This is a genomic window from Chryseobacterium sp., assembly GCF_022869225.1.
GTDB lineage: Bacteria > Bacteroidota > Bacteroidia > Flavobacteriales > Weeksellaceae > Chryseobacterium.
Window position 1 is genome coordinate 4,749,656 of sequence record NZ_JALIHL010000001.1, and the last position, 24,756, is coordinate 4,774,411.

18 protein-coding genes and 1 pseudogene are annotated in these 24,756 nt (G+C 38.5%); 13 read left to right on the forward strand and 6 right to left on the reverse strand.

The features are described from left to right. Nucleotides 1-754 precede the first annotated feature (754 nt). The 11 genes and pseudogenes from MUW56_RS22185 (at nt 755) to MUW56_RS22235 (ending at nt 15,808) form a co-directional block, all read left to right on the forward strand. Nucleotides 755-1,170 (forward strand): annotated as a pseudogene (locus tag MUW56_RS22185) (Rrf2 family transcriptional regulator). Nucleotides 1,171-1,252: 82 nt separating this feature from the next. Continuing rightward, entirely contained in the window at nt 1,253-1,966 is a 714-nt protein-coding gene (locus MUW56_RS22190) for a phosphoadenylyl-sulfate reductase (RefSeq protein ID WP_292015465.1), read from the forward strand. A gap of 10 nt (nt 1,967-1,976) precedes the next feature. Continuing rightward, nucleotides 1,977-2,885 (forward strand): sulfate adenylyltransferase subunit CysD, encoded by a 909-nt coding sequence (gene cysD, locus MUW56_RS22195; RefSeq protein ID WP_292015249.1) that lies wholly within the window; start codon nt 1,977-1,979, stop codon nt 2,883-2,885. Nucleotides 2,886-2,973: 88 nt separating this feature from the next. Then, nucleotides 2,974-4,212 carry a GTP-binding protein gene (locus tag MUW56_RS22200; protein WP_292015250.1) on the forward strand — a complete coding sequence of 413 codons (1,239 nt, stop codon included), beginning with the start codon at nt 2,974-2,976 and terminating at the stop codon, nt 4,210-4,212. Nucleotides 4,213-4,217: 5 nt separating this feature from the next. Then, a complete protein-coding gene (gene epsC, locus MUW56_RS22205; RefSeq protein WP_292015251.1) occupies nt 4,218-5,048 on the forward strand; it encodes a serine O-acetyltransferase EpsC in 831 nt (276 codons plus the stop codon). A gap of 27 nt (nt 5,049-5,075) precedes the next feature. Beyond that, nucleotides 5,076-5,987, forward strand: coding sequence for a cysteine synthase A (cysK, locus tag MUW56_RS22210; RefSeq protein ID WP_292015252.1), 912 nt, complete (start codon nt 5,076-5,078; stop codon nt 5,985-5,987). 24 nt (nt 5,988-6,011) lie between these two features. Then, a complete protein-coding gene (cobA, locus tag MUW56_RS22215) occupies nt 6,012-6,857 on the forward strand; it encodes a uroporphyrinogen-III C-methyltransferase (protein ID WP_292015253.1) in 846 nt (281 codons plus the stop codon). Next, on the forward strand, nt 6,847-8,559 hold the full coding sequence (locus tag MUW56_RS22220; RefSeq protein ID WP_292015254.1) for a flavodoxin domain-containing protein: 1,713 nt from the start codon (nt 6,847-6,849) through the stop codon (nt 8,557-8,559). The genes cobA and MUW56_RS22220 overlap by 11 nt, the downstream gene beginning before the upstream one ends. A 41-nt stretch (nt 8,560-8,600) precedes the next feature. Beyond that, the gene (cysI, locus tag MUW56_RS22225; protein WP_292015255.1) at nt 8,601-10,277 is read left to right on the forward strand and encodes an assimilatory sulfite reductase (NADPH) hemoprotein subunit; all 1,677 of its coding nucleotides are present in this window, start codon (nt 8,601-8,603) and stop codon (nt 10,275-10,277) included. Nucleotides 10,278-11,408: 1,131 nt separating this feature from the next. Continuing rightward, nucleotides 11,409-14,294: a TonB-dependent receptor gene (locus MUW56_RS22230; RefSeq protein ID WP_292015256.1), complete on the forward strand. Its 2,886-nt coding sequence runs from the start codon at nt 11,409-11,411 to the stop codon at nt 14,292-14,294. Then, complete coding sequence (locus MUW56_RS22235; protein WP_292015257.1) at nt 14,291-15,808, forward strand: TSUP family transporter; 1,518 nt, start codon at nt 14,291-14,293, stop codon at nt 15,806-15,808. The genes MUW56_RS22230 and MUW56_RS22235 overlap by 4 nt, the downstream gene beginning before the upstream one ends. 217 nt (nt 15,809-16,025) lie before the next feature. Here the strand turns inward: MUW56_RS22235 and MUW56_RS22240 are convergent, their stop codons facing one another. The 5 genes from MUW56_RS22240 to MUW56_RS22260 all read right to left on the reverse strand — a co-directional run bounded on the left by MUW56_RS22240 (nt 16,026) and on the right by MUW56_RS22260 (nt 22,367). Further along, the gene (locus MUW56_RS22240; protein ID WP_292015258.1) at nt 16,026-16,715 is read right to left on the reverse strand and encodes a type 1 glutamine amidotransferase domain-containing protein; all 690 of its coding nucleotides are present in this window, start codon (nt 16,713-16,715) and stop codon (nt 16,026-16,028) included. A 7-nt stretch (nt 16,716-16,722) separates the two neighbouring features. After that, on the reverse strand, nt 16,723-17,631 hold the full coding sequence (locus MUW56_RS22245; RefSeq protein WP_292015259.1) for a helix-turn-helix transcriptional regulator: 909 nt from the start codon (nt 17,629-17,631) through the stop codon (nt 16,723-16,725). Between the two features lie 794 nt (nt 17,632-18,425). Then, on the reverse strand, nt 18,426-19,361 hold the full coding sequence (locus MUW56_RS22250) for an NAD-dependent epimerase/dehydratase family protein (RefSeq protein ID WP_292015466.1): 936 nt from the start codon (nt 19,359-19,361) through the stop codon (nt 18,426-18,428). Between the two features lie 283 nt (nt 19,362-19,644). Further along, nucleotides 19,645-20,031, reverse strand: a complete 387-nt coding sequence (locus MUW56_RS22255) for a DoxX family protein (protein ID WP_292015260.1) — start codon at nt 20,029-20,031, stop codon at nt 19,645-19,647. A 1,352-nt stretch (nt 20,032-21,383) separates the two neighbouring features. Next, nucleotides 21,384-22,367, reverse strand: coding sequence for a polysaccharide deacetylase family protein (locus MUW56_RS22260; RefSeq protein WP_292015261.1), 984 nt, complete (start codon nt 22,365-22,367; stop codon nt 21,384-21,386). An 89-nt stretch (nt 22,368-22,456) separates the two neighbouring features. On the opposite strand from MUW56_RS22260, the gene MUW56_RS22265 reads away from it, so the two are divergent. Both MUW56_RS22265 and MUW56_RS22270 read left to right on the forward strand, forming a co-directional pair. Beyond that, nucleotides 22,457-23,311, forward strand: coding sequence for an AraC family transcriptional regulator (locus MUW56_RS22265; RefSeq protein ID WP_292015262.1), 855 nt, complete (start codon nt 22,457-22,459; stop codon nt 23,309-23,311). Between the two features lie 256 nt (nt 23,312-23,567). After that, nucleotides 23,568-24,032: an NUDIX domain-containing protein gene (locus tag MUW56_RS22270; protein ID WP_292015263.1), complete on the forward strand. Its 465-nt coding sequence runs from the start codon at nt 23,568-23,570 to the stop codon at nt 24,030-24,032. A 6-nt stretch (nt 24,033-24,038) separates the two neighbouring features. Here MUW56_RS22270 and MUW56_RS22275 read toward each other — a convergent pair whose 3' ends face one another. Further along, nucleotides 24,039-24,530 (reverse strand): hypothetical protein, encoded by a 492-nt coding sequence (locus MUW56_RS22275; protein WP_292015264.1) that lies wholly within the window; start codon nt 24,528-24,530, stop codon nt 24,039-24,041. Between the last annotated feature and the right edge of the window lie 226 nt (nt 24,531-24,756).

Consider the following 24,756-nt stretch of genomic DNA (forward strand, 5'->3'; position numbering starts at 1 on the left):
TTTATAGAAAATCTGAGATTTTCATAAAACTTCAGTGTACTTCTCTGCGGCTTGCTTGTAACTCAAATTAACTTAAGTGTTTAAGAATATTTTGTGGCTTTTGTGGTTAAAGCACATCAATGATGTAAAGATTTCTGTAAGTTTTATAGTAAAGGATAATCCGGAGGAGAGTAATCTTTAGTCCTTCAATTGCAATATGTATGGAAATCAGAGATTTTCAGAAAACTTCAGTGTACTTCTCTGCGGTTTGCTTGTAACTCAAATTAACTTAAGTGTTAAAATCTTTTGTGGCTTTTGCGGTTAAAGCACATCAATGATGTAAAGATTTCTGTAAGTTTTAAAGGATAATCCGGAGGAGGGCAATCCTTAGTCCTCCAATTGCAATATTTATAGAAAATCTGAGATTTTCATAAAACTTCAGTGTACTTCTCTGCGGTTTGCTTGTAACTCAAATTAACTTAAGTGTTAAAATCTTTTGTGGCTTTTGTGGTTAAAGCACATCAATGATGTAAAGATTTCTGTAAGTTTTAAAGGATAATCCGGAAGAGGGCAATCCTTAGCCATTCAATTGCAATATGTATAGAAAATCTGAGATTTTCATAAAACTTCAGTGTACTTCTCTGCGGTTTGCTTGTAACTCAAACTAACTTAAGTGTTTAAGAATCTTTTGTGACTTTTGTGGTTAAAAATATAATTGTAACCATCAAAGGAAATCATTCCATTTATCGATAATTTGTCATAACTTGCAGGAATTATGATGTCGAAACGTTGCAAATACGCACTCAAAGCAATGGTCAGATTAGCAAGAAATTACAATCAAGGCTTTCTGCCCACTTCTGTTATTGCACAAGACGAGAACATCCCCAAAAATTCTTGGAACAAATTCTTCTGGAGCTTAAAAGGGCTAAACTTGTTAACAGCAAACAAGGGAAAGTAGGAGGTTACTACTTGCTAAAATCTCCCGATGATGTTTCCTTAGCGGATATTTACCGCATTTTTGACGGCCCGATTGCGCTTACTCCATGCGTATCCTTAAACTTTTATGAACCCTGTGATGATTGTGTGGATGAAGCTTCTTGCTATCTTAGAAATGAACTGATGATCGTTCGTGAAAAGACCAGAAAAAGTATGATGGAAGCTACTCTGACTAAGTTTATCAATAAAGGATAAAATTTTTTTATTTAAATTCTACTATTTTGATAGGAGTTATAGAATTTTATATATATTTGCAATATTAAAATTTCAAATGGAAATGGAAAACAGTCTGAAAAATGAATTTGATACACTTCTGAAAGAGGCTTCTGAAGGTTCTCTTCAGGAAAATGGGCTGCAGATATTGGTCAACAGATTTCCGGGTAAGGTCATCTTTTCCACCAGTTTCAGCTATGAAGACCAGGTGATCACTCATCTGATAAAAGATCTGGATATTGATATTTTCACGTTGGATACGGGAAGGCTTTTTGAACAGACTTACGAAACCTGGACTAACACCAGAGCTTTTTTCAAAAAGAATATCAAAGCCTATTATCCGGATACAGAGGAATTAAAAAAATGGGTGTCAGAAAACGGGCCTGATTCGTTTTATCAGTCCGTAGAGCAGAGGAAGGCATGCTGTACAATCCGTAAGGTACATCCTCTAAAAAAAGCACTAGAAGGCTATCAGGTATGGATCACGGGACTCCGGTCAGAGCATTCTGCGAACAGGCAGAACATGCCTCAGCTAGAATGGGACGAAGATAACAAGATCATTAAATTCCATCCTATTCTTCACTGGACTTCAGAACAGGTCACAGAATATGTCAAAAACCATCATTTACCATACAATCATTTACATAAAAAAGGATTTGTAAGCATAGGATGCGCACCCTGTACCAGAGCAATCAAAGAGGGAGAAGATTTCAGAGCAGGCCGTTGGTGGTGGGAAGATGCCAATAAAAAAGAATGCGGTCTGCATATTCATCAATAAAAAAGAAAAAATGTCAATACATCAATTAAACTACTTAGATCAGCTGGAAGCCGAATCTATTTACATATTAAGAGAGGTTGCAGGACAATTTGAACGCCCTGCTTTATTATTCAGCGGCGGAAAGGACAGTATTGTCCTCGCTCATTTAGCAAGAAAAGCTTTCTTTCACGGAAAGATACCCTTTAAGTTTGTTCACGTGGATACCGGGCACAACTTTCCGGAGGTTTTAGAATTCCGTGATCAATTGGTGAATCAACTGAATGTCGATTTAGTGGCAAGAAAGGTTGAAGATACCATAAAAAGTAAAAAATTAACAGAAGCAAAAGGCAAATTCCCAAGCAGAAACTGGCTTCAGACGTATACCTTATTAGATACTATTGAGGAATTTGAATTTGATGCCTGCATAGGCGGTGCCAGAAGAGACGAGGAGAAGGCCCGTGCCAAAGAAAGAATATTTTCTGTTCGTGATGAATTCGGACAATGGGATCCTAAACTTCAGCGCCCTGAGCTGTGGAATATTTTTAACGGAAAAATTCACAAAGGAGAAAATGTAAGGGTTTTCCCGATCAGCAACTGGACCGAACTTGACATTTGGAATTATATCCGCAGGGAAAAAATCGAATTGCCTTCTATCTATTTCTCGCATGAAAGGGAAGTGGTAGATTTTAACGGCCAGTGGCTTGCCAATTCAGACCATGTTTTTTTAGAACCGGATGATGTGGTTACCACCAGAAAAATACGCTACAGAACTGTGGGCGATATGACCTGTACTGCAGCCGTAGAATCTAATGCTGCTACTATAGACGCTGTTATCGAAGAAATCGTGGCTACAAGAATTTCAGAACGGGGAGAAACCCGGATTGACGACAGGGTGACAGAGGCTGCAATGGAAGACCGGAAAAAAGGAGGTTATTTTTAAATAAGCAATCAGCAATGAGTTATAAATAGGGTTCACCACTTTACTTATTCTCACTAAAATCATTACTCATTACTTATAATTAAAACGGATGGATATATTAAGATTTATAACAGCAGGAAGCGTAGATGATGGTAAAAGTACCCTTATCGGAAGACTGCTATACGATAGCAAAAGTATTTTACAGGATCAGCTGGAAGTCCTTGAAAAACATTCTAAAAACAAAAATGAAGACGGTGTAGACCTGGCCCTTTTAACAGACGGGCTTCGGGCAGAGAGAGAGCAGGGAATCACTATTGATGTGGCTTACCGCTATTTCTCAACACCTAAAAGAAAATTTATTATTGCGGATGCTCCGGGACACGTTCAGTATACCCGGAACATGATCACCGGAGCATCCAATTCCGATCTGATGGTCATTCTTATCGATGCCCGGAAAGGAGTTATTGAACAGACAAGAAGGCATTCTATCATTGCATCATTATTAAACCTGAAGAAAGTAGCGGTAGCCATTAATAAAATGGATATGGTGGATTATTCGGAAGATGTTTTTGAAACCATAAAATCAGATTATTCAAAAATGGCAGATAGTCTGGGACTGACTGGCGTCAGTTACTTTCCGATTTCAGCACTGAAAGGAGATAATATTGTGTCAAAATCTTCCAGAACAGACTGGTACGAAGGAAACTCCCTTTTAGAATACCTGGAACAGGTGACACTGAGTGAGGAATTTAATAAGGGAAGCCGTTTCCAGGTTCAGTATGTAATCCGTCCGCAAACAGAAGAGCTTCATGACTACAGAGGATATGCGGGACAAATACTGAGTGGGCAGTTTAAAAAAGGGGACAAAATCCATATCCTTCCGGCAGGCTTAACGACTGAAATTTCCAAAATTGAGATCAACGGATTTGAAAAAGGCGAAGCATGGGAAGGACAGCCTGCTGTAATTCATACCGCTCATGATTTGGACATCAGCAGAGGAGATATTTTTGCTGCAGAAGAACAGCTTCCAACCGTGGAAAAAGACCTGGAAGTTCTTTTATGCTGGCTGGATCAGAAACCACTGCAGCCGGGAAATAAATACCTTTTGCAACAGAATAGCAGACTGGTAAAAGCTGTTGTCAAAGAAGTCCGTTATAAGATCAATGTCAATACGCTTAACCGGGAACAAACTGAGAGTGATATTAAACTTAATGAGATTGTGAAAGTTACGCTGCGAACGGCACAGCCTTTGGTCTATGATAGTTTTACCAATAATAAAACAACAGGATCTGCAATTTTAGTAGATGAAACTTCTAACTCAACTGTTGCAGCCTGTATAATTCAATAGAAAAAATGGCAATTTCCGAAACATTACTTCAAAGAATTCATCAGACGAAACAAAATAATATTCATGGATTTTTTGATAAAATAAAAACCAAAAAATTTGTCAAGGAACTGTATGAAGTCCTTTTCCTTCCTCAAAATGAGAACACTGAAGATCAGTTGAAAAGAAATTTTGATGTCCTGCAGAAAACTTTTTTTGACCTGATTCATACCGTAACAGGAAATAAGGAAACTGCTGAGATTCATGTCAATCAATTTTTTGAGGCTTTACCTGAGCTGTATGACCAACTGGTGCTGGATGCAAAATCTATCCTGGAATTTGATCCTGCCGCAGACTCTCTGGAAGAAGTATATCTGGCCTATCCCGGCTTCTTTGCCACCTATGTCTACCGTATTTCACATCAATTGTGGAACCAGAAGGTGAAAATATTACCCCGCGTTATTTCAGAATATGCACACAGTAAGACAGGCATTGATATCCATCCCGGAGCAGTCATTGGAGCATCATTCTTTATTGATCACGGAACCGGAATTGTCATCGGAGAAACCAGTGTCATAGGAAATAATGTCAAAATTTATCAGGGAGTAACCCTTGGAGCGTTGAATGTTTCCAAAGAAAAAGCCAACCAGAAAAGGCATCCCAATATTGAAGATGATGTCATTATCTATTCGGGAGCCACTATTTTGGGAGGAGATACCACCATAGGCAGAGAAAGTATCATCGGAGGAAATGTCTGGATCACACAGGATGTTCCCGCCAATTCTCTGGTCTATCATAAAAGCGAAATAAAAATAAAGGATAACACTTCATTACCTGAATCTTTAACCTTTGTGATATAAAACAGAAAAAATAAAAATTACATTGATATGAAATTTCAGAACGCATTAGAAACGATAGGGAATACGCCCGTCGTGAAGATTAACAAACTCTTCAATACAGATCATGAAATCTGGATCAAATTGGAAAAAAACAACCCAGGCGGAAGTATCAAAGACAGAATTGCATTGGCAATGATTGAAGATGCAGAGGCCAAAGGATTACTCGACAAAGACAGCACCATTATAGAACCCACAAGCGGAAATACAGGAATTGGGCTTGCATTGGTGGCCGCAGTGAAAGGATACAAACTTATTCTGGTCATGCCTGAAAGCATGAGTATAGAACGCCGTAAGATCATGGAAGCGTATGGTGCTGAATTTGTGCTTACTCCAAGAGAAAAGGGGATGAAAGGAGCTATTGAAAAAGCCAACGAACTGGCGGAAGAAACTCCAAACTCATGGATCCCCAGACAATTTGACAATCCTGCCAATGTAAAAGTACATACGGAAACAACAGCTCAGGAGATTTTACAGGATTTTCCTGACGGCCTGGATTATATCATTACGGGAGTAGGAACCGGAGGACATATCACCGGAATAGCAAAAGTAGTAAAAGAAAAGTATCCCAACGTTAAAGTAATTGCTGTAGAGCCGGAGTTATCCCCTGTGTTAAGCGGAGGAAGTCCTGCACCGCATCCATTACAGGGACTGGGAGCCGGATTTGTACCTTCAATCCTGGACATTACCCTTTTGGATGGAGTGATCACAGTAGGCAAGGATGAAGCTTATGAATATGCCATCAATGCTGCAAAAAAAGAAGGACTTTTCGTAGGCGTTTCTACAGGAGCCGCTTTAGCCGCAATAGCCAAACATTTACCGCAAATACAGCCTAACGCTAAAATTCTCACCATCAACTATGATACCGGAGAAAGGTATCTGTCTGTAGAAGGACTCTTCTAAATCCTTAACTAACACCGACTTTCAATGAAAACAATTATAAAATCACCAAAGGTTTACCTTATCGGTGCAGGGCCCGGCAGCCCTGAACTGATCACCGTAAAAGCTGTAAAAGCCATTGCAGAAGCAGACGTCATTTTATGTGACCGTCTTGTAAGTCCTGAAATCCTGGAAACTTATGTCAATGAAAATACTGAAGTCATCTATGTAGGCAAAGAATGCAGTAAAAATGCATCTACTCCTCAATCTCATATCAATACTGTAATGGTGGAGTATGCCCTTCAGAATAAAACGATTGTAAGACTCAAAGGGGGCGATGTCTCCATATTTTCCAATATCCTGGATGAATTGCAGGCTTTAAAGCAACATCATATTCCTTACGAAATCATCCCTGGAATTACAGCAGCTCTCGGAGCCGCAGCATATGCAGGCATGCCTTTAACAGCGAGAGGATATTCAACATCGGTCCGGTTTTTAACGTATTATAAATCCGATATTCTGAACGAAGAGTATTGGAGGGAGCTTGCTGTGACCAATGATACCCTTGTTTTCTATATGTCAAAAGGAAACCTTACCAGCCTTGTAGAGAAATTCAGAGCACTTGAAATTTCCGGTGATAAAAAAATAGCTGTCATTGAACAGGCCACTACTCCTTATCAGAAAGTCTATACCTCTTCAATTGATGATTTCAATGAAACTTTTGGAGATAAAAGCTTTGCCTCACCTTCATTGGTAATTATAGGCAAAATAGTGAATCTGCACGAAGAATTTTCATGGCTTGAAAATACAGAAAAGGAAGGTCTTTATTTTAAATCGGTGGAAAATGGAAGTCTAATCCCTAAAAATCAAAATTTCTTTGAATATGCTGTCTGAAAATAAACTGAATGTATTAAAACAAATATCCGGAGATCTCTCCAGGGATGAAGCCATTTGGGCAAGCGGATATCTGGCGGGTCTCGCCGGAGGAGCTTCATTGACTGCCACACTGTCTCCACAGCAAAACGATAGTCCCGGCCAAAATGTTGTGAAGAAAATAACCCTGGCTTACGGTACAGAAACCGGAAATAGTAAAAAGCTGGCAACTGCATTGGCAGGAATAATCAAGAAAAAAGGAGTTCAGGTTAAATTAGCTGACCTGTCACAATATAAACCTAAAGATCTGGCCAAAGAAGAGTTCTTTTTTATCATTATCAGTACACAGGGAGAAGGAGAACCACCGGCTCTTGCCAGGAAATTCTACGATTATATTCATGAGAATGAGATGAATCTCAGCCATCTCAAGTTCGGGGTTTTAGCTTTGGGAGACAGCAGCTATCCTCAATTTTGTAAGACAGGAGAAGAAGTAGATTATCGTTTTGAAATCCTGGGAGCACAACGCATTATTCCATTGAAAAAATGTGACATTGATTATGAACCGGAAGCCGCACATTGGATAGAACATGTATTCGAAGCAGTCGATAAAACCTCTGTTAACAGTATAAAAAATGCTACCGTTTCAAAAGTTTCAACAGGAAGAAAGAGATACCGGGGAAAAGTTTCCTCGATCATCAACCTGAATGATAGTACTTCTGAAAAAGAAACCTATCATATCGAAATCGAAACAGAAGAAGCTCTTGCTTACCAGCCCGGTGCCGCATTGGGCATCATTCCTTTCAATTCAAAATCTATAGTGGAAGAGATCATTACCCTCACAGGAATTGATCCTCAAAAGAAAATTGAAACCACAAAAATTACAGGTACTACGGAAGAGCTTTTATACAAACATCTTAACATCAGTTACTTGCTAAAATCTGTAGTGGCTCAATATGCAAAGATCACAGGGCATTCCATTCCGGAAGTCCGTTTAAGCCTTCTCGATCTTTTAAGGATTTATCCGGTAAAAAATGCTGAAGAATTTGAAGCAGTGATTCAGGTATTAACAAGTCAGTCACCCCGTCTTTACTCTATATCTTCATCTCTGGAGGCCCACGGTGAGAATGAAATTCACATTACGGTTGCCAAATCGGAATTCTTTATTGATCATCAGAAACATAATGGCCTTTGCAGTGGCTTTTTAAGCGGATTCAATGAAGGAGAAGAGGTGGAATTTTACATCCAGGATGCAGGACACTTCAAACTGCCGGAAGCTGATAAAGATATCATTATGATCGGCCCGGGAACGGGGATTGCCCCTTTCAGATCATTCCTTTGGGAGCGTGATGCTACAGGCGCAGAAGGAAGAAACTGGCTCTTTTTCGGGGACAGGAACTTTGTATCGGACTTTCTTTATCAGGCTGAGCTTCAGGATTTTCTTAAAACAGGAAGCTTAACTCATTTAGACCTTGCTTTTTCAAGGGATACAGCCGAGAAAATATATGTTCAGCACAGACTGGAGCAAAAATCTCAGGAAGTTTTTTACTGGCTTGAAGGCGGAGCTTCTGTATATGTATGTGGTGCCAAAGAACCCATGAGCCGGGATGTAGAGCAAACGCTGCTGGCTATTATTCAGAATGAAGGAAAACGCAGTAAGGAAGAAGCGCATCAATATCTGGAAGACATGGAACTTAACGGAAGATACGCAAAAGATGTGTATTAAAGTGCAGCAGAAGTATTCATAAAAAATTAAACGAAACAATTATGAACAACGATAAAGATAACCTTTCACCGGTAGAAAGGATCAAAACAGGAAGCAACGGGCTTAGAGGGACTCTAAAGGAAAGCCTTTCAGATAATTTTACAGGGGCCATCAGAGAAGATGATCAAACCCTGATCAAATTTCACGGAATGTACCAGCAAGACGACAGAGACAGGAGGGAAGAGCGTGTTGCCAAGAAACTGGAATGGCTGTATTCTTATATGATCCGGCTAAGGCTTCCCGGTGGTTTTTTAACTCCGGAACAATGGGTAGGATTAAATGAAACGGCAGAAGATCATTCCACCGGAACCATAAAAATCACAACAAGACAAACGATTCAGCTGCATGGTATTTTAAAGTCGCATTTAAAACCAACCATTCAGAGTTTCAATCTGCAACATCTCGATTCTATTGCAGCCTGTGGTGATGTCAACAGAAATGTAACCTGTACAGCCAATCCATCTGAATCACCACTCCATCAGCAGGCTTACGAACTGGCAGGAAAAATCAGTGAAATGTGTCTACCCAAAACTCAGTCTTATTATGATATCTGGATTGATGATGAGCTTATCGTAGACCGAAAAGCGGAAGAAGACCCACTATACCAGGACCGATATCTTCCCCGGAAATTAAAAATCGGTATCGCCGTTCCTCCCAACAATGATGTGGATGTGTTTATTAATGATATTGCCCTGATTGCCATTATTGAAAACAATAAAATCGTCGGGTACAATATTGCTGCCGGAGGTGGACTAGGCGCAACCCACGGAAATGAAGCAACCTATGCCCGTCTTGCCTCGATCCTTGGATTTATAGACACTGAAGAAAAAGTTTTAAAAGCAGTCTATGAGATCATCACAGTGCAAAGGGATTTCGGAAACAGAAGCGACAGAAAGCTTTCAAGATTAAAATATACGATTGATAAACTTGGAATTGATCAGTACAGAGCTGAAGTGGAAAAAAGAACGGGATTCAGCTTTGAGCCGGCCAGAGAATTTAAGTTTGAGCAGAGAAAAGACCGTTACGGCTGGATCCGGAATCATGAAGGAAAATGGTTTTATACCCTATTTGTGGAACATGGCAGGGTTCTTAATACCCCAGAATATCCTTTAAAAGCAGGATTATTAAAAATTGCCCAAACCGGTAAAGCCAATTTCCGTTTTACATGTAATCAGAACCTTATCCTGGCTGATGTCAATGAAGGAGATAAAGCTGAAATTGAACATATTTTACAGGAATACGGAATTTCAGACCACACCGAGGGAGCCAGTGCCCTTCGTAAGAATTCTGTTGCCTGTGTTGCTTTAAATACCTGTTCACTAGCCTTGGCCGAAGCACAGCGATATCTGCCTTCTTTGGTCACCAAAATAGAGCCTATCCTCGAAAAATATGGTCTTTTAGAGGAAGACATCACGATCCGCATGACCGGTTGTCCTAATGGCTGCGGAAGATCTCCTAATGCTGAGATCGGATTTGTAGGTACAGCCTATGGTAAATATAATCTCCACATCGGCGGAGACCGGTTAGGGATGCGACTGAATACAAAATTTAAAGAAAATATCGGAGAAGAAGAGATTCTTACAACGCTGGATGAGCTTTTCGGGATCTATGTGCAAAAGAAACTTACAGAAGAAACGTTTGGTGATTTTTCATACCGCTACTTGCAAACATTACATTGAAAATAAGATTATAAGGTGTTTAAACTTCATTCAAACCACAAAAGCCACAAAAGTTTTTATTTTTTAAACACTTTAGCTCACTTATGTCAGTTTAAAATAATGCTGTATAAGAAGTCCTCATAAAGAGGAAAATCAAAGATTTTCATAAAACTTAAGTGCACTGATATGCGCAACAATTGTTACTTAAAGATAACTAAAGTGTTAAAAGCTTTTAAATTAAACCAGTAAGGAAAGTGAAGACTGTACAAACTGATCATCAAAGTTGGTTGAACATTTTATTGCAAACCACAAAAGTCACAAAAGTTTTATTTTTTAAACACTTTAGTTCACCTAAGCCAGTTTAAAATAATGCTGTATAAAAAGTCCACATAAAGAGGAAAATCAAAGATTTTCATAAAATTTAAGTGCATTGATATGCGCAAAGCTTGTTACTTAAAGATAACTAAAGTGTGTTAAAAGCTTTTAAATTAAACCTGTAAGGAAAGTGAAGACTGTACAAACTGTCATTGCGAACCAAAGGTGAAGCAATCTCATCTTACCACCGTCAAATCTTCGATTTGCCACCTCCGGAGGAGAAATTCTCACTCCTTCAGTTGTAATCTTCAGGAAAATCAAAGATTCTACAGAAAACTTAAGTGTACTTCTTATACGCAAAGCCGGTCACTTAAAAATAACTAAAGCGGTTAAAGCTTTTGTGCCTTTTGTGGTTAAAAATCTATGATATGCCACACTCTTTATTACAAAAACTAAAATTGAAAATATGATTAACTTTCATTATGATCTGAACAAAAACAAAAAAACTCAACCTCTTCTTTTAGGCGGACGAATGTGTATGTGCTGTTAATTCTCAAATAACAAGACCATCAAAGTTGGTTGAACATTTTATTGCAAACCACAAAAGTTTTATTTTTTAAACACTTTAGCTCACTTAGTCAGTTTAAAATAATGCTGTATAAGAAGTCCACATAAAGAGGAAAATCAAAGATTTTCATAAAACTTAAGTGCACTGATATGCGCAACACTTGTTACTTAAGATAACTAAAGTGTTAAAAAATTTGTGCCTTTATGGTTAAAAATTATAGTATTAAAAAGTTCAAACAGCTTCATTTTCAACCTAAAAAATGAAGAAAAATGAAAAACAAAAAACAGGGAAATTTTCTGCCCAAAACAGGCATTATTGCATTTACATTTCTATTTTTTAACCTGACAGAAGCGCAGCAGCAGCTGATCGAATTAAGCGGAAGCATCAAAAACACAGGTACACGCAAAGGTCTTGACTCCGTAAAGGTACAGATCGAAAATACAGAAGATACAGCATTAACAGATCAGCTGGGAAACTTTAAAATACGGACCAGAGTAACCATCCCGTTCCGGCTGGTGATCAATAAAGACGGCTTTACCACCCAAACGGTGGAAGTTCTTTCACCTTCCAATAAAATAACTGTCGGGCTTAATCCTCAGAATACCATTATTGATGCCGTTGTTATTTCGGCATCAAGAGTTCCTGAAAAAATGTTACGGTCTCCGATCGCGATTGAGAAAATTGATATCAAAACGATCAGGGAAAGTCCGGCACCTTCTTTTTATGAAACATTGGAAAATGTAAAAGGACTGCAGTTACTGACTTCCAGTCTTACATTGAAAATTCCTAATTCCAGAGGATTCAATTCACCGAATAACTTCCGGTTTATGCAGCTTGTAGATGGGGTAGATGTACAGTCTGCAACGTTGGGAGTCCCCCTTGGCAATGCGATTGGACCTACAGAACTCGATATCCAGTCGATGGAAGTGATTCCGGGAGCCGCCTCTGCATTGTATGGAATGAATGCGATTAACGGATTGGCAAGCCTCCAAACCAAGGATCCTTTTACTTCCGAAGGATTAAGTGTTTATTTCCGGGGTGGAGTCAATCATGTAGATCATACCAGCCATACCATAAGTTCTTTGGGTGAAAGTGCCATCAGGTTTGCAAAAGTTTTAAACACAAATCTGGCTGTTAAAGTCAATGCTTCCTATTTTAGCGGCGTAGACTGGATTTCCAACAATCTGACAGATCAGAATCCCAATTCACTGATTACGGCGAATCCTAATTTCTCCCTAGCTAATAATCCCGCAGAAGACCTGTGGAACAAATATGGCGATGAAAGAAACAACAGAGTGGCCGTAAAAGCAGATTACCATGGAAAGCCAACCACATTTAACGTTTCCAGGACAGGATATCTGGAAAAAGATCTCGTAAGTCCGGAAGTAAAGAACATAAAATTGGATGCAGGATTATATTACCGCTTTGGGGATCAGTGGAAAGCATCTTATGTATACCGTTATGGATTACTGGACGGCACTTTCCAGAGAGGGAATAAAATCCGTTTACAAAATGCCACCGTTCAGAATCACAAGGTAGAACTTACCGGCAAAGAACTTACTTTCAGAGCCTATGTTTCTATCGAAAATACGGGTGATTCTTATAACTTAAAGCCGCTGGCTGATAACCTGGACCTGACTAATCTTTCGAATAATAATTGGAAAAATATATTCCAGACGGCTTTACAGAATAGCATTAACTCCGGTGTGAACCTTAATGATGCATTTATTCTCGCACGGCGGGAAGCAGACAAAAATAGAGCAGTACCCGGAACTGCTGCCTTTGAGCAATTAAAAAATACCATTATCGGAATTAATAACTGGGATTCCGCCAATGCAGGAATTGCCGGAGCTCCGGCAACGGGAGGGGCTAAACTTGAGCAAAAATCCCGTTTTTATCAGGGTGAATTAACGTATGACCTCAGCAGGTTTGTGAAAATATTCAACCTCCTTGCAGGGATCGATTATCGCTTGTACAGCATCACTCCGGACGGAAATAATTTTGTAGACTTTAGCAGACCGGTGAATGAAAGAAATATTCCTTTAGCCAGCGGGACATTCGGGGAAGATGTCATTTATCAGAAATATGGCGCTTTTGCGCAGATGACTAAAATGTTCTTTAATGACCAATTAAAACTGAACGCTGCTTTGCGTATTGACAGAAATCCTGAATTTGAAGCAAAACTGAACCCAAGGATAAGCATTGTATACTCACCTGTTAACCAACATAATTTCAGAGCTTCTTTTCAAAACGGATATCGGTTTCCGTCACTGTTTGAAGCGCTTTCATTCGTTAACAACGGAAATGTAAGGAGAGTAGGCGGCCTGTCAAAAGTGAATGAAGGACTTGGCTATCTGGAAAATTCATATACCCTTGCTTCTATTGACAGGTTCACTTCTGCCGTGAATGCAGAGGTAGATGGAGGGAAAAGCCAGAGCCAGGCCGCTCAGGATAATAAACAGCTTTTAACCGTTGCCAGTCTGCAAAAATTACAGCCTGAAAAGATCAACTCTTTTGAAGTAGGATACAAATCTGTTTTCTTTACTAATAAACTGGTTTTGGACTGGGATTTCTACTACAATATCTATGAGGGATTCCTTGGACAGGTAGAAGTTGCCGTCCCAAAAAACAGCCAGGTAGGCAGCAATACAGCTGTTCTTGCAATGCTTGACAGAAGTAAACAGGATCGCTACAGAGTCTACACCAACAGTAATACTACCTACAAGAGTTATGGAACTTCTTTAGGCATCCGCTATAATGTGACAGGAAATTATAACATCAATACGAATGTTTCTTATAATGATCTTGCCTCCAACAACAATTCTGATTTGTTTATTACCGCCTTTAATACTCCGAAATGGATGGTCAATGTAAGTGTAGGAAACAGAGAGATTATCAAAAACATCGGATTTACAGTGGTAGCAAGATGGCAGAACCGTTTTATGTGGGAAAGTCCTCTGGCCTCAGGAGAAATCCCGGCCTATTATACCATTGATGCCCAGGCTACATGGAAACTTCCTGAAATTCATGCCAATATAAAAATGGGTGCTACCAATCTGCTGAACCGCCGCTATTTTCAATATGCAGCAGGCCCCGAAATCGGAGGGTTGTATTATCTTTCTTTTACCTATGATCTAAAACTATCATCAAGATGAGTAATTCCTTATATCCCATATTCCTAAAACTTGAAACTTTGTCATTACTCATTATTGGGGGTGGCAGGGTTTCCCTTGAAAAATTAGAATCAGTACTCGGAAATTCACCTGAGACTTCCATAAAACTGGTGGCTGAGGAAATCATTCCCGAGGTTAAAATTTTACAGAGCCAATTCCCTAATATAACGTTATATGAAAGGCCTTACAACGGCAATGATTTTAATACTGCTGATCTGGCGATTATTGCCGTAAATGATATTACTTTGGCCGGACAGATCCGTGATCATGCCCATCAGAATAATGTATTGGTCAATATTGCCGATACACCCGATCTGTGTGATTTTTACCTGGGTTCGATTGTAAAAAAAGGAAATCTTAAAATTGCTATTTCAACCAACGGAAAGTCTCCCACTATAGCAAAAAGATTGAGGGAAACCTTTACAGAAATCATTCCTGATGAAATGGATCTGGTACTGGATAATATGCAGAATATACGCAACCGATTAAAAGGGGATTTCAATTATAAAGTTAAAACGCTCAATAAAATAACTACAGAATACCTATCCGAGGGAGCAGGCAGTCCTGTAAAATCTGATCGAGAGATTGAAAAACTAATTAATATTACCAAAATTGCCCAAAGAAAAGCCAACATCTATCTGGCCATTATAGGAGTTTTGCTTTTGTTTGGAATATTTGGGCTGGTTGTGCACCAGTTCAATCTTTCCGGTGACATTCAGCATTTTCTGAATAAAGACGGTCATATTTTTTACTGGATGCTGTTTGCCGGTTTTATGGCAGAAATTGTTGCCGGTTCCATGGGAATGGGATATGGCGTAATATGTACCACGATACTTTTATTACTTAACGTTCCGCCGCCTGTTGTCAGTGCAAGCATCCATTCTGCAGAATCATTCACTACGGCGGCCGGAAGCTTCAGCCATTACAAATTAGGGAATGTCAATAAAAAAATGGTTTGGGTACTGTTTCCTTTAGCCATTATAGGTTCCATTTTCGGAGCATTGACGCTGTCTCATTATGGTGAGCATTATGCTCATATTGTAAAACCTGTTATTGCCTGCTACACCTTGTCTCTGGGATTGAATATCTTAAAGAATGCTTTCAAGAGCAAAAAATCAAACCAGGTTAAAACCAAACGAAGAACCAACCTCAGGATATTAGGATTGGCAGGCGGTTTTATAGATTCTTTTGCAGGCGGCGGATGGGGGCCATTAGTGACCGGAACGTTGATTAAAGAGGGTAGAATACCCCGTTATGTCGTGGGCAGCTCAACCGTTGCTAAATTCCTGCTGACAATGACCAGTGCGGTAACTTTCATTTTCACGATTGGGATTCATCACTGGAATATTGTTTTGGGACTTTTGCTGGGTGGCGTTTTTACCGCTCCGTTTTCCGCGATGCTTACTTCAAAACTTCCTGCCAAGAAAATGTTTGTGGTCGTTGGAGTAGTGGTGATCCTGATGAGTCTTGTGACCATCATAAAATCCTTGCTGTAACATGAAGCCAATAATCTGGCCGGTAATGTACGAATCCCTTTATTCGTGCATTACCGGCTAAAAATAATTTCTGTTTTTATATACAAAGGATTTTTGTGTAACCCTGATTTCAAGGGATCAAAGCAGGAATCAATGAAATTGATTCTTTCCAGGCATATTCAATAGGCCATTAGCTTCATCTGCGACACTTGTTTCAATTTTTACCTGCATCAAATCTTCATTTTTCAAGCTCATGGATTACAACTTTTGCCATTTCTTTCGAGCTGAAAGGATTTTGTCCTGTGATCAGATCTCCGTCAACCACTACATTGGAAGTCATTGGTATAAAAGCTTTTTTGTAATTTACCCCTCGCTCTTTGAGCGCCGCTTCCAGATTAAAAGGGACTTCTTTTTTTCTTCTGGCTAACGTTTCTTCAAACCAATCGAAACCGGTAATGGATTTTCCCTTGATCAGATATTCTCCATCGGAACGTTTCACATTCAGCAGTCCTCCGACTCCGTGGCAGATGGCAGCAACTATTCTTTTACTTTCATACTGATTTCTGATAATAGACTGTAAAACGGCATTATCCGGAAAATCATACATTGTAGCATGGCCTCCTGCCAGATAAACACAGTCAAAAGATTCATTCTTCACCTCCTCCAGACTTTGGGTATGGGCTAATTCGTCCATAAATACCGGATTTTCATAATAGCTTTTTGAAATACCATCAAGTACCAGAGGTTTCAGGCTTTCGGGATCAACAGGTGTATTACCTCCTTGAGGAGAAGCAATCGTGATGCGCCATCCTTTTTTATTTGCGCTGTGATAGATATGGGTAAGTTCGCTCAGCCATAATCCTGTTTTCAGATTAGTATTGGCGTACATTCCTACATTCGTTACAATCAATAAAAGGTTTTTCATCATGTAATAATTAATTAAAAGACTTTCTGAATTCCAGCGGAGAAACAGCAGTCCGGTTTTTAAACAGACGATGGAAAGACTGCGGGTGCTCAAATCCCAGATAATAAGCAATCTCAGAAACAGACATGGCAGTGGTGGACAATAATTCTTTTGCTTTTTCTATCATCCTGTTCTGTATATGTTGTTGTGTGGTCTGTCCTGTATGAACTCTTAACATATCACTCAAATAATTGGGACTGATATTCATTTCTGCGGCAATGAACTGTACCGTGGGAATTCCAGCGGTTGTTAATCTGTCGTTTTTAAAATATTTATCCAGCAAATTTTCAAGCTGGGTCAAGAGATCGTGATTCACTTTTTTCCTGGTCAGAAACTGGCGGTTATAAAAACGGTCACAGTACTTTAACAGCAAATCAATATTGGAGACCAGTAAATCCTGGGTAAAACCATCCATATTGGTTTCTATTTCCCGGTTGATATTGTCAATAATGTCTGTTACAGATTTTTCTTCCTTTTCGGAAAGGTACAATGCTTCATTGGCAGTATAGGAAAAGTAACCATAATCCTTTATTGCAGAAGCCAGTGGATATCCCTGCAGAAAGTCAGGATGAATCACCAAAACACTTCCCCTGACTTCGGAAAGCAGGATATCCTCAAACTGTAATAACTGATGCGGAGCGATGAAATACATAATTCCATCCTCAAAATCATAGTAATGCTGGCCGTATTTGCATCTTCCCGCACAGTCTTTTTTCATGGAAATCACATAAAAATCTGTGGCAATGGCACTCAGAACCGTTTCAGGGTCTATTGTAACGTCATTGAAGTCAAACACACTGATGAGAGGATTGGAAGGTCTCTTCAACTTCAGATAATTGTGCAGTGCGGTGATGGAGGTTACTCTTTCAGGGGCTTTCATTTGTTTTTGTTTTACCAATTTAAATGTATTGAAAATTTAATCACAAAAGTTTTATTTTTAAATACTTTAGCACTTATTTAAGATGACTGATCTTTACTTAAGTATTTATATTTAGCCACCCAATCACATCTTCGATTGGCCACCCTCAGGAGGAGGAGAATCTGCAATCCTTCAATTGTGATATTCGGAGAAAATCACAGATTTTCAGAAAACTTAAGTGTACTTCTCTGCGCTTTGCTTATAACTTAAATCAACTTAAGTGTTTCAAATCTTTTGTGACTTTTGTGGTTAAACCATATCCATGATGTTGGAAATCAGAGATTTTCAGAAAACTTAAGTGTACTTCTCTGCGCTTTGCTTATAACTTAAATCAACTTAAGTATTTCAAATCTTTTGTGACTTTTGTGGTTAAACCATATCCATGATGTTGGAAATCAGAGATTTTCAGAAAACTTAGGTGTACTTCTCTGCGCTTTGCTTATAACTTAAATCAACTAAAGTGTTTCAAATCTTTTGTGACTTTTGTGGTTAAACCATATCAATGATGTTGGAAATCAGAGATTTTCAGAAAACTTAAGTGTACTTCTCTGCGCTTTGCTTATAACTTAAATCAACTAAAGTGTTTCAAATCTTTTGTGACTTTTGTGGTTAAACCATATCCATGATGTTGGAAATCAGAGATTTTCAGAAAACTTAAGTGTACTTCTCTGCAGCTCGCCTGTAACTTAAAATAAACTTAAGTGTTTCAAATCTTTTGTGACTTTTGTGGTTAAAAATCACCTTCTTTAAAGGTTTTATTTTACCCTTTCCTGTTCTTTTTTGATCTGCTCAATTCCCTGTCTGTAAGTCGTTACCTGGAATTCAGGAAATCGTTTTTTAAACTTAGAATCATCAAACAGGTTATTATACTCATATCTTGGAAGAAGTTCCAATAGTTCTTTTGCATTTTTATTGAATAGAGCTCCCATTTTAAAAATAAACTTAGGGACTACAGAATATTTTAATTCTTTTCCGTAAATCTGCGAAGCCAGCGCAATAAATTCCTTATAAGTCAGTTTATGATCATCTACAGGAAGATGCCAGGTTTGTCCGAAAGCATCGGGCGTATTTCCGATTAAAGCAGTGGCCCGGCTCGCATCCGGAGTCCAGATCAGGCTTCTCAATTGGTCATCTCTTAACGGAACTTTCAGTTTTTTATCTTCTTTAATGGCATTGAAAATAAGACTATTGGTAATACTCTGGGTTTTCCCCGGTCCATAAAATTCAGGAGCTCTGCAGATGACCGCTTCTATTGTTCCGGCTTCCATTTCTTTCAGAAGCATGTCTGCCATCTTCTTTCTTACCGTTCCTTTTCTGCCTACAGGGGCAAATTTCGTTTGCTCGGTCAGAACCTGATTATTTTGAGGATACATATACGTATTATCAAAAAACACGAGTTTTATTCCATTGATCTTACAGGCTTCGATTACATTTTCCAGGATCAGAAGGAATTGTTTTTCCCATACATCAGTATCCATGGGAAGCCCGAGTGTAAAATAAGCAATTTCACTTCCTTGTACGGCTTCTATAGCTTTTTTCCGGTCCGAAAGATCTGCCGAAAATACAGTGTCGGTATCATTTACTTTTGAGGCATTTCTGCTGACGATCCTGATATCTGATGTATAATTCCGTTTCAGTTCTCTTGCCAGTTCTTCGCCAATCTGTCCGTTAGCTCCTAATATGGTTTGCATCATTTTTTATTTTGAGGGTTATGTATTCAACTGGAAATACGCTGAATGTTTTCAGCATCTTTTATTTCTGATACAAAATTCGGGCATAACTATAAAAAGAATGTATCTCAATCTATGAAAGTTGTAACATAATCTCTGAACAGGCAAAGGAAGCGGAGAAAACGAATAAGGCGAAGACCGCAGATGTTGAAGAATGAGAAGTGATCATCAGCTTTTTAATGATAATCTTTATTCTCTTTGCTTCATTGGCTTTCTCAGCCTTATTCGCTTACTTCACCTTTTATCATTTCCTGTCCAAAGCAAAATAATTATCCTCAATTCTGCTGATCAGGATATAAAATAAACCGGCATAGATCATTTGAATTCCCATTGCTTCCCAGTTTTCAATCGTACTGCTTCCAAAAAGCAGCATGAGGATCAATGAAGCTCCTGCCATGTTGGCAATGCGGGTTTTAAAACCGATGACCAGCAGCAGTCCGATTGTGAATTCCAGAAAGGGGAGTATCATACCAAATGTATGGGTAAATGGCTGCGGAAGCCAGCTTTTCTCAAAGCTTTTCATCATTCCTGAGGCAAAATCCTGTAATTTGGCAATCCGAACCATTCCATGACCCAAAAGATTGATTCCCATAGATACACGGAGGAAAAAGTAGGCTGTATTTTTACTCATTGTTCTTAATTTATTTGTTTTGATTGTTTGAGGATGGAAGAGGCAGGCAGAAAGCTATAAACGTTATGACGACTCCTACTTTCCTTTAAAGATCAATTAATTAATCCTAAGTTATAGTATGGCTTCAAGAATCTTCCTTCTTCCAGCATCCTGCTTCCTTACTTATTAATTTCTCTTCACTGTTATTAATCTTAGAGGCAGGAAGAAGCTATATAAACGTTATGACGACACCTACTTTCCTTTAAAGATCAATTAATTAATCTTAAGTTATAGTACGGCTTCAAAAACCTTCCTTCTTCCAGCATCCTGCTTCCTTACTTATTAATTTCTCTTCACTGTTATTAATCTTAGAGGCAGGAAGAAGCTATATAAACGTTATGACGACTCCTACTTTCCTTTAAAGATCAATTAATTAATCTAAGTTATAGTACGGCTTCAAAAACCTTCCTTCTTCCAGCATCCTGCTTCCTTACTTATTAATTTCTCTTCACTGGTATTAATCTTAGAGGCAGGAAGAAGCTATATAAACGTTATGACGACTCCTACTTTCCTTTAAAGATCAATTAATTAACCCTAAGTTATAGTATGGCTTCAAGAATCTTCCTTCTTCCAGCATCCTGCTCCCTTACTTATTATATTTCTCTTCACTGGTATTAATCTTAGAGGCAGGAAGAAGCTATATAAACGTTATGACGACTCCTACTTTCCTTTAAAGATCAATTAATTAATCTAAGTTATAGTATGGCTTCAAGAATCTTCCTTCTTCCAGCATCCTGCTCCCTTACTTATTATATTTCTCTTCATTGTTATTAATTTTAGAGGCAGGAAGAAGCTATATAAACGTTATGACGACTCCTACTTTCCTTTAAAGATCAATTAATTAACCCTAAGTTATAGTATGGCTTCAAGAATCTTCCTTCTTCCAGCATCCTGCTCCCTTACTTATTAATTTCTCTTCATTGGTATTAATCTTAGAGGCAGGAAGAAGCTATATAAACGTTATGACGACTGTACTCTATTTTAAAGATCAATTAATTAATCCTAAGTTATAGTACGGCTTCAAAAACCTTCCTTCTTCCAGCATCCTGCTTCCTTACTTATTAATTTATTAATCTTAGAGGCAGAAAGATCAATTAATTAACCCTAAGTTATAGTATGGCTTCAAGAATCTTCCTTCTTCCAGCATCCTGCTTCCTTACTTATTATATTTCTCTTCACTGGTATTAATCTTAGAGGCAGGAAGAAGCTATATAAACGTTATGACGACTCCTACTTTCCTTTAAAGATCAATTAATTAACCCTAAGTTATAGTATGGCTTCAAGAATCTTCCTTCTTCCAGCATCCTGCTTCCTTACTTATTATATTTCTCTTCACTGTTATCTACAGGAGTATCCGGATCGTTCATCACCATTTTAGCGATATCATCCTTTCTCATGAAGACTACGCCCTGTTTTTCTTTTGTATATTTAATAAATTCTTCCATCGCATGAACCATCGCAGGTGTTCCGCCGATTCTGTCGTGAAAGCTGATGCTCATCATTCTTCTTTTTGAAGCGCCTTCTTCATAAAGACGGTCGAATTCAAATTTCAGCTGGGCCAAAAACTGATCAGGACTCCAGTGTTTCCCTTCCATATTGACAATATCATTATTACGAAGAGTGTAAGGAATAACTGCAAAATTCTTCCCTTTTACCTTAGTTATAAACGGCTCATCATGGCTAAGGTCGTCAATATGGTATAAAAAGCCAAGCTCCTGTAATACTTTCAAGGTGTTCGGACCTCTCCGAAGCCAGTTACAGTTATATCCAACAGCTTTTTGACCCGTAATTTTTTCAACAACATCCACACCTTCTTTCACAAATTTTAATTCATCCGCATAGTTTTTATTCCACTGATTATCCCAGGCAATACCATGGGCAGCGATTTCATGCCCGCCGTTTGCAATTGCTTTTGCCACTTCCGGATATCTTTCAGCAGCAGTTCCTACGACGTGAGACGTGACTTTGATGTCATACTTTTTCCATAAATCAAGCATACGGTAAATCCCTTCATTGCCTCCATAGCGATACCAGCTTTCTGCCGGAAGATCAGGCTGTCCTTTTGGAAGTGGAGTTCCGCTGAAAGGACTTTCCGCCCCTTCAGGCTGGCCTCCGGTTTCAAACTGCATCGATACGGAAATCACCAGCTGGGCACCGTTTGGCCAATATTTTTTGGTGGGAGCCAGCGTTTCATGATGATCTGGTTTTTCTCTTTTAGTCCTGTCATTATGATCAGAAAAGGACATCAAAAATACGGTTGAAGCAAGCAGCAATACCGATTGTTTTATATATTTCATTTTGAGTGTATTTGTATGGCAAAATTGCTTAATAATCCGTCGGGTTATATTGTAAAAATAAATGTTAAATTTGTAAAAATCCATTCCTCATGAAACGCATCGTTAATTTCAGTTCCTTTAATGTTTTCAGTATTGAAAAAGAAACCTGGGATGTTGAATATCATAACCATAATTTCTATGAGCTGATCATTATTGAAAATGGGAGAGGGCTCCATCACCTGAATGGAATTACATTTCCCTATAAGAAAGGAGATGTTTTTCTGCTCAGACCGAGTGATGGTCATGAATTTACAATTACAAACAAGACACGGTTCATTTACATAAAATTTACAGAACACTATCTATGGGAAAATGTACTGATGAATAAAAAGAACGAACTGAAAAAAGTGATCCAGCTCCTGCTGGAAGACCAGACTTTTGTATATGAATCTGCCATCAAAAATAAACAGGACAGGATACACCTGCTGCAGCTGGCTCATATTCTTCTGCATGAATTCAGCCACAAAAGCATGTATCATAAAGAAACGGCTGCAGATCTCTTTTCAGGAATTATCACCATCCTGATCAGAAATACCATGAACAATAATTCGAATAAAAAACAGATTTCAAAAAAACTGAGTAAGATCGAAAGAATTCTGTATTACCTCAATGTCAATGTCCTGGATCCGGACAAAATGAAAATTGAGAACCTGGCCCGGGAATTCCTTCTTTCACCCAATTACATCAGCATCTATGTAAAAAAACAGACCGGATTTTCTATCCAGCAGCATATCATCCAATATAAGATAAAAACGGCAGAAAAACTTTTATTGCAAAGCACTTATAACATCAATGAAATTGCTGATAAATTAGGCTTTAACGATACCAGCCATTTTCATAAAATTTTCAGGAGCTATAGACAAATGTCGCCTTCTGAGTTTAAAAAGACATCAATTGCGAAGTAATATATGAGCCATAAAAGATGTAAAAACACTTAAGTTTATTTTAAGTTACAGGCAATCTGAAGAGAAACTTAAGTTTTAGAAAATCTCTGATTTTTACAAATATTACAATGAAAGGGCTATACATTCTCCACCTCCGGAGCAGTGGCAAACCGGAGATTTGACGGGATGTTTACTATAAACGCTCAGGTAAAGATAGATCCCTTATCACTTTCGACTTTAATTTTTTTCATAATTTTAATACTCAAATTTTATCCTAATGAAAACAAGTTCCGGTATTTTACTCTTTAAAAAAGAAAAAGACACCCTGTATTACTTTCTGGTTCATCCCGGAGGACCGTTCTGGAAGAATAAGGACCTCGGAGCCTGGTCTATTCCCAAAGGGGAAATAGCAGCCGGTGAAAATCCTTTGGACCGGGCATTGATTGAATTTGAAGAAGAAACAGGGAAAACACTTACGGGGAAATTCATTGAGCTGCCGTCCGTTAAACAGAAAGGAGGAAAAACTGTTTATGCATGGGCCTTGGAAGGCGATATAGATACTTCAGGCCTTTACAGCAATATGGTATCAATAGAATGGCCACCCAGATCAGGCAAAACAATGGAAATACCCGAAGTAGATCAATGGGAATGGTTTACCTCAGAGGAAGCACAACAAAAGATTAATACTGCCCAGGCAGCACTGATCATTGAACTTGAAAAAATAATGAATACAGAGAAGTAGATATTTTTATTTTACGATACCGATTACTTTTAAAGCATGAGAGGTCAGATAAATATCTTCAAAAGCGGTCAGTGATTCCACGTCATTGAAGCCTGTAGGGATCAGATCACTTTTATTGAAAGACAATTCTATAGAAGAATCGTATGAAGCAACGATTCTGACCTTTGAATAGCCGTTATAATCTACTTTAAACCCTTCAAACAGGCAGTTTTGTTCAGCCTCCTGATACGCTCCATATTCCTCGAAACCCGTAATATCCGTTCTCTTTCCGTCATTATGTTCAAGGGACTTCCATGAAGCATAATTTTTAGGCTCCTTCAATACATTTCCTTTGACATCTATAGGAACAAACATTCCAAGAGTCAGAGGCTGTCTTAGAAAATTAGCATAATTCTTCATCAAACGCAATATTTGAAGATCGGCATATCCTTCGCTTGAATAATATTCAATCACGAAGGTCGTCATCGGAATCAGCTTGTGAGAAGCATCAGTCGGCATAGATTAGTCTTTTTCTTTTTTGGCCGATAAAAATAGTATTTTTATTTCCTTTCCCCAACGGAACTGTCATAATAGAGCCGTATTTTTACCCATTCTGAATAAAGATAAGCAAAAATAATTAAATCCCAACACGAAGAATTTTAAACATCAACAAGATAAGACCTAATCAATTAATGATCAGCACGATAAAATTGTAAGATTAAAAATGTTTATAATTTTCAATCAA

Coding starts and splice junctions, on each gene's coding strand:
- MUW56_RS22220 (WP_292015254.1), top strand. CDS start 6,847: ATGCTGTCTGAAAATAAACTGAATGTATTAAAACAAATATCCGGAGAT.
- MUW56_RS22245 (WP_292015259.1), bottom strand. CDS start 17,631: ATGAAAGCCCCTGAAAGAGTAACCTCCATCACCGCACTGCACAATTAT.
- MUW56_RS22275 (WP_292015264.1), bottom strand. CDS start 24,530: ATGCCGACTGATGCTTCTCACAAGCTGATTCCGATGACGACCTTCGTG.
- cobA (WP_292015253.1), top strand. CDS start 6,012: ATGAAAACAATTATAAAATCACCAAAGGTTTACCTTATCGGTGCAGGG.
- epsC (WP_292015251.1), top strand. CDS start 4,218: ATGGCAATTTCCGAAACATTACTTCAAAGAATTCATCAGACGAAACAA.
- MUW56_RS22190 (WP_292015465.1), top strand. CDS start 1,253: ATGGAAAACAGTCTGAAAAATGAATTTGATACACTTCTGAAAGAGGCT.
- MUW56_RS22235 (WP_292015257.1), top strand. CDS start 14,291: ATGAGTAATTCCTTATATCCCATATTCCTAAAACTTGAAACTTTGTCA.
- MUW56_RS22230 (WP_292015256.1), top strand. CDS start 11,409: ATGAAAAACAAAAAACAGGGAAATTTTCTGCCCAAAACAGGCATTATT.
- MUW56_RS22260 (WP_292015261.1), bottom strand. CDS start 22,367: ATGAAATATATAAAACAATCGGTATTGCTGCTTGCTTCAACCGTATTT.
- cysI (WP_292015255.1), top strand. CDS start 8,601: ATGAACAACGATAAAGATAACCTTTCACCGGTAGAAAGGATCAAAACA.
- MUW56_RS22265 (WP_292015262.1), top strand. CDS start 22,457: ATGAAACGCATCGTTAATTTCAGTTCCTTTAATGTTTTCAGTATTGAA.
- MUW56_RS22240 (WP_292015258.1), bottom strand. CDS start 16,715: ATGATGAAAAACCTTTTATTGATTGTAACGAATGTAGGAATGTACGCC.
- MUW56_RS22270 (WP_292015263.1), top strand. CDS start 23,568: ATGAAAACAAGTTCCGGTATTTTACTCTTTAAAAAAGAAAAAGACACC.
- cysD (WP_292015249.1), top strand. CDS start 1,977: ATGTCAATACATCAATTAAACTACTTAGATCAGCTGGAAGCCGAATCT.
- MUW56_RS22250 (WP_292015466.1), bottom strand. CDS start 19,361: ATGCAAACCATATTAGGAGCTAACGGACAGATTGGCGAAGAACTGGCA.
- MUW56_RS22255 (WP_292015260.1), bottom strand. CDS start 20,031: ATGAGTAAAAATACAGCCTACTTTTTCCTCCGTGTATCTATGGGAATC.
- MUW56_RS22200 (WP_292015250.1), top strand. CDS start 2,974: ATGGATATATTAAGATTTATAACAGCAGGAAGCGTAGATGATGGTAAA.
- cysK (WP_292015252.1), top strand. CDS start 5,076: ATGAAATTTCAGAACGCATTAGAAACGATAGGGAATACGCCCGTCGTG.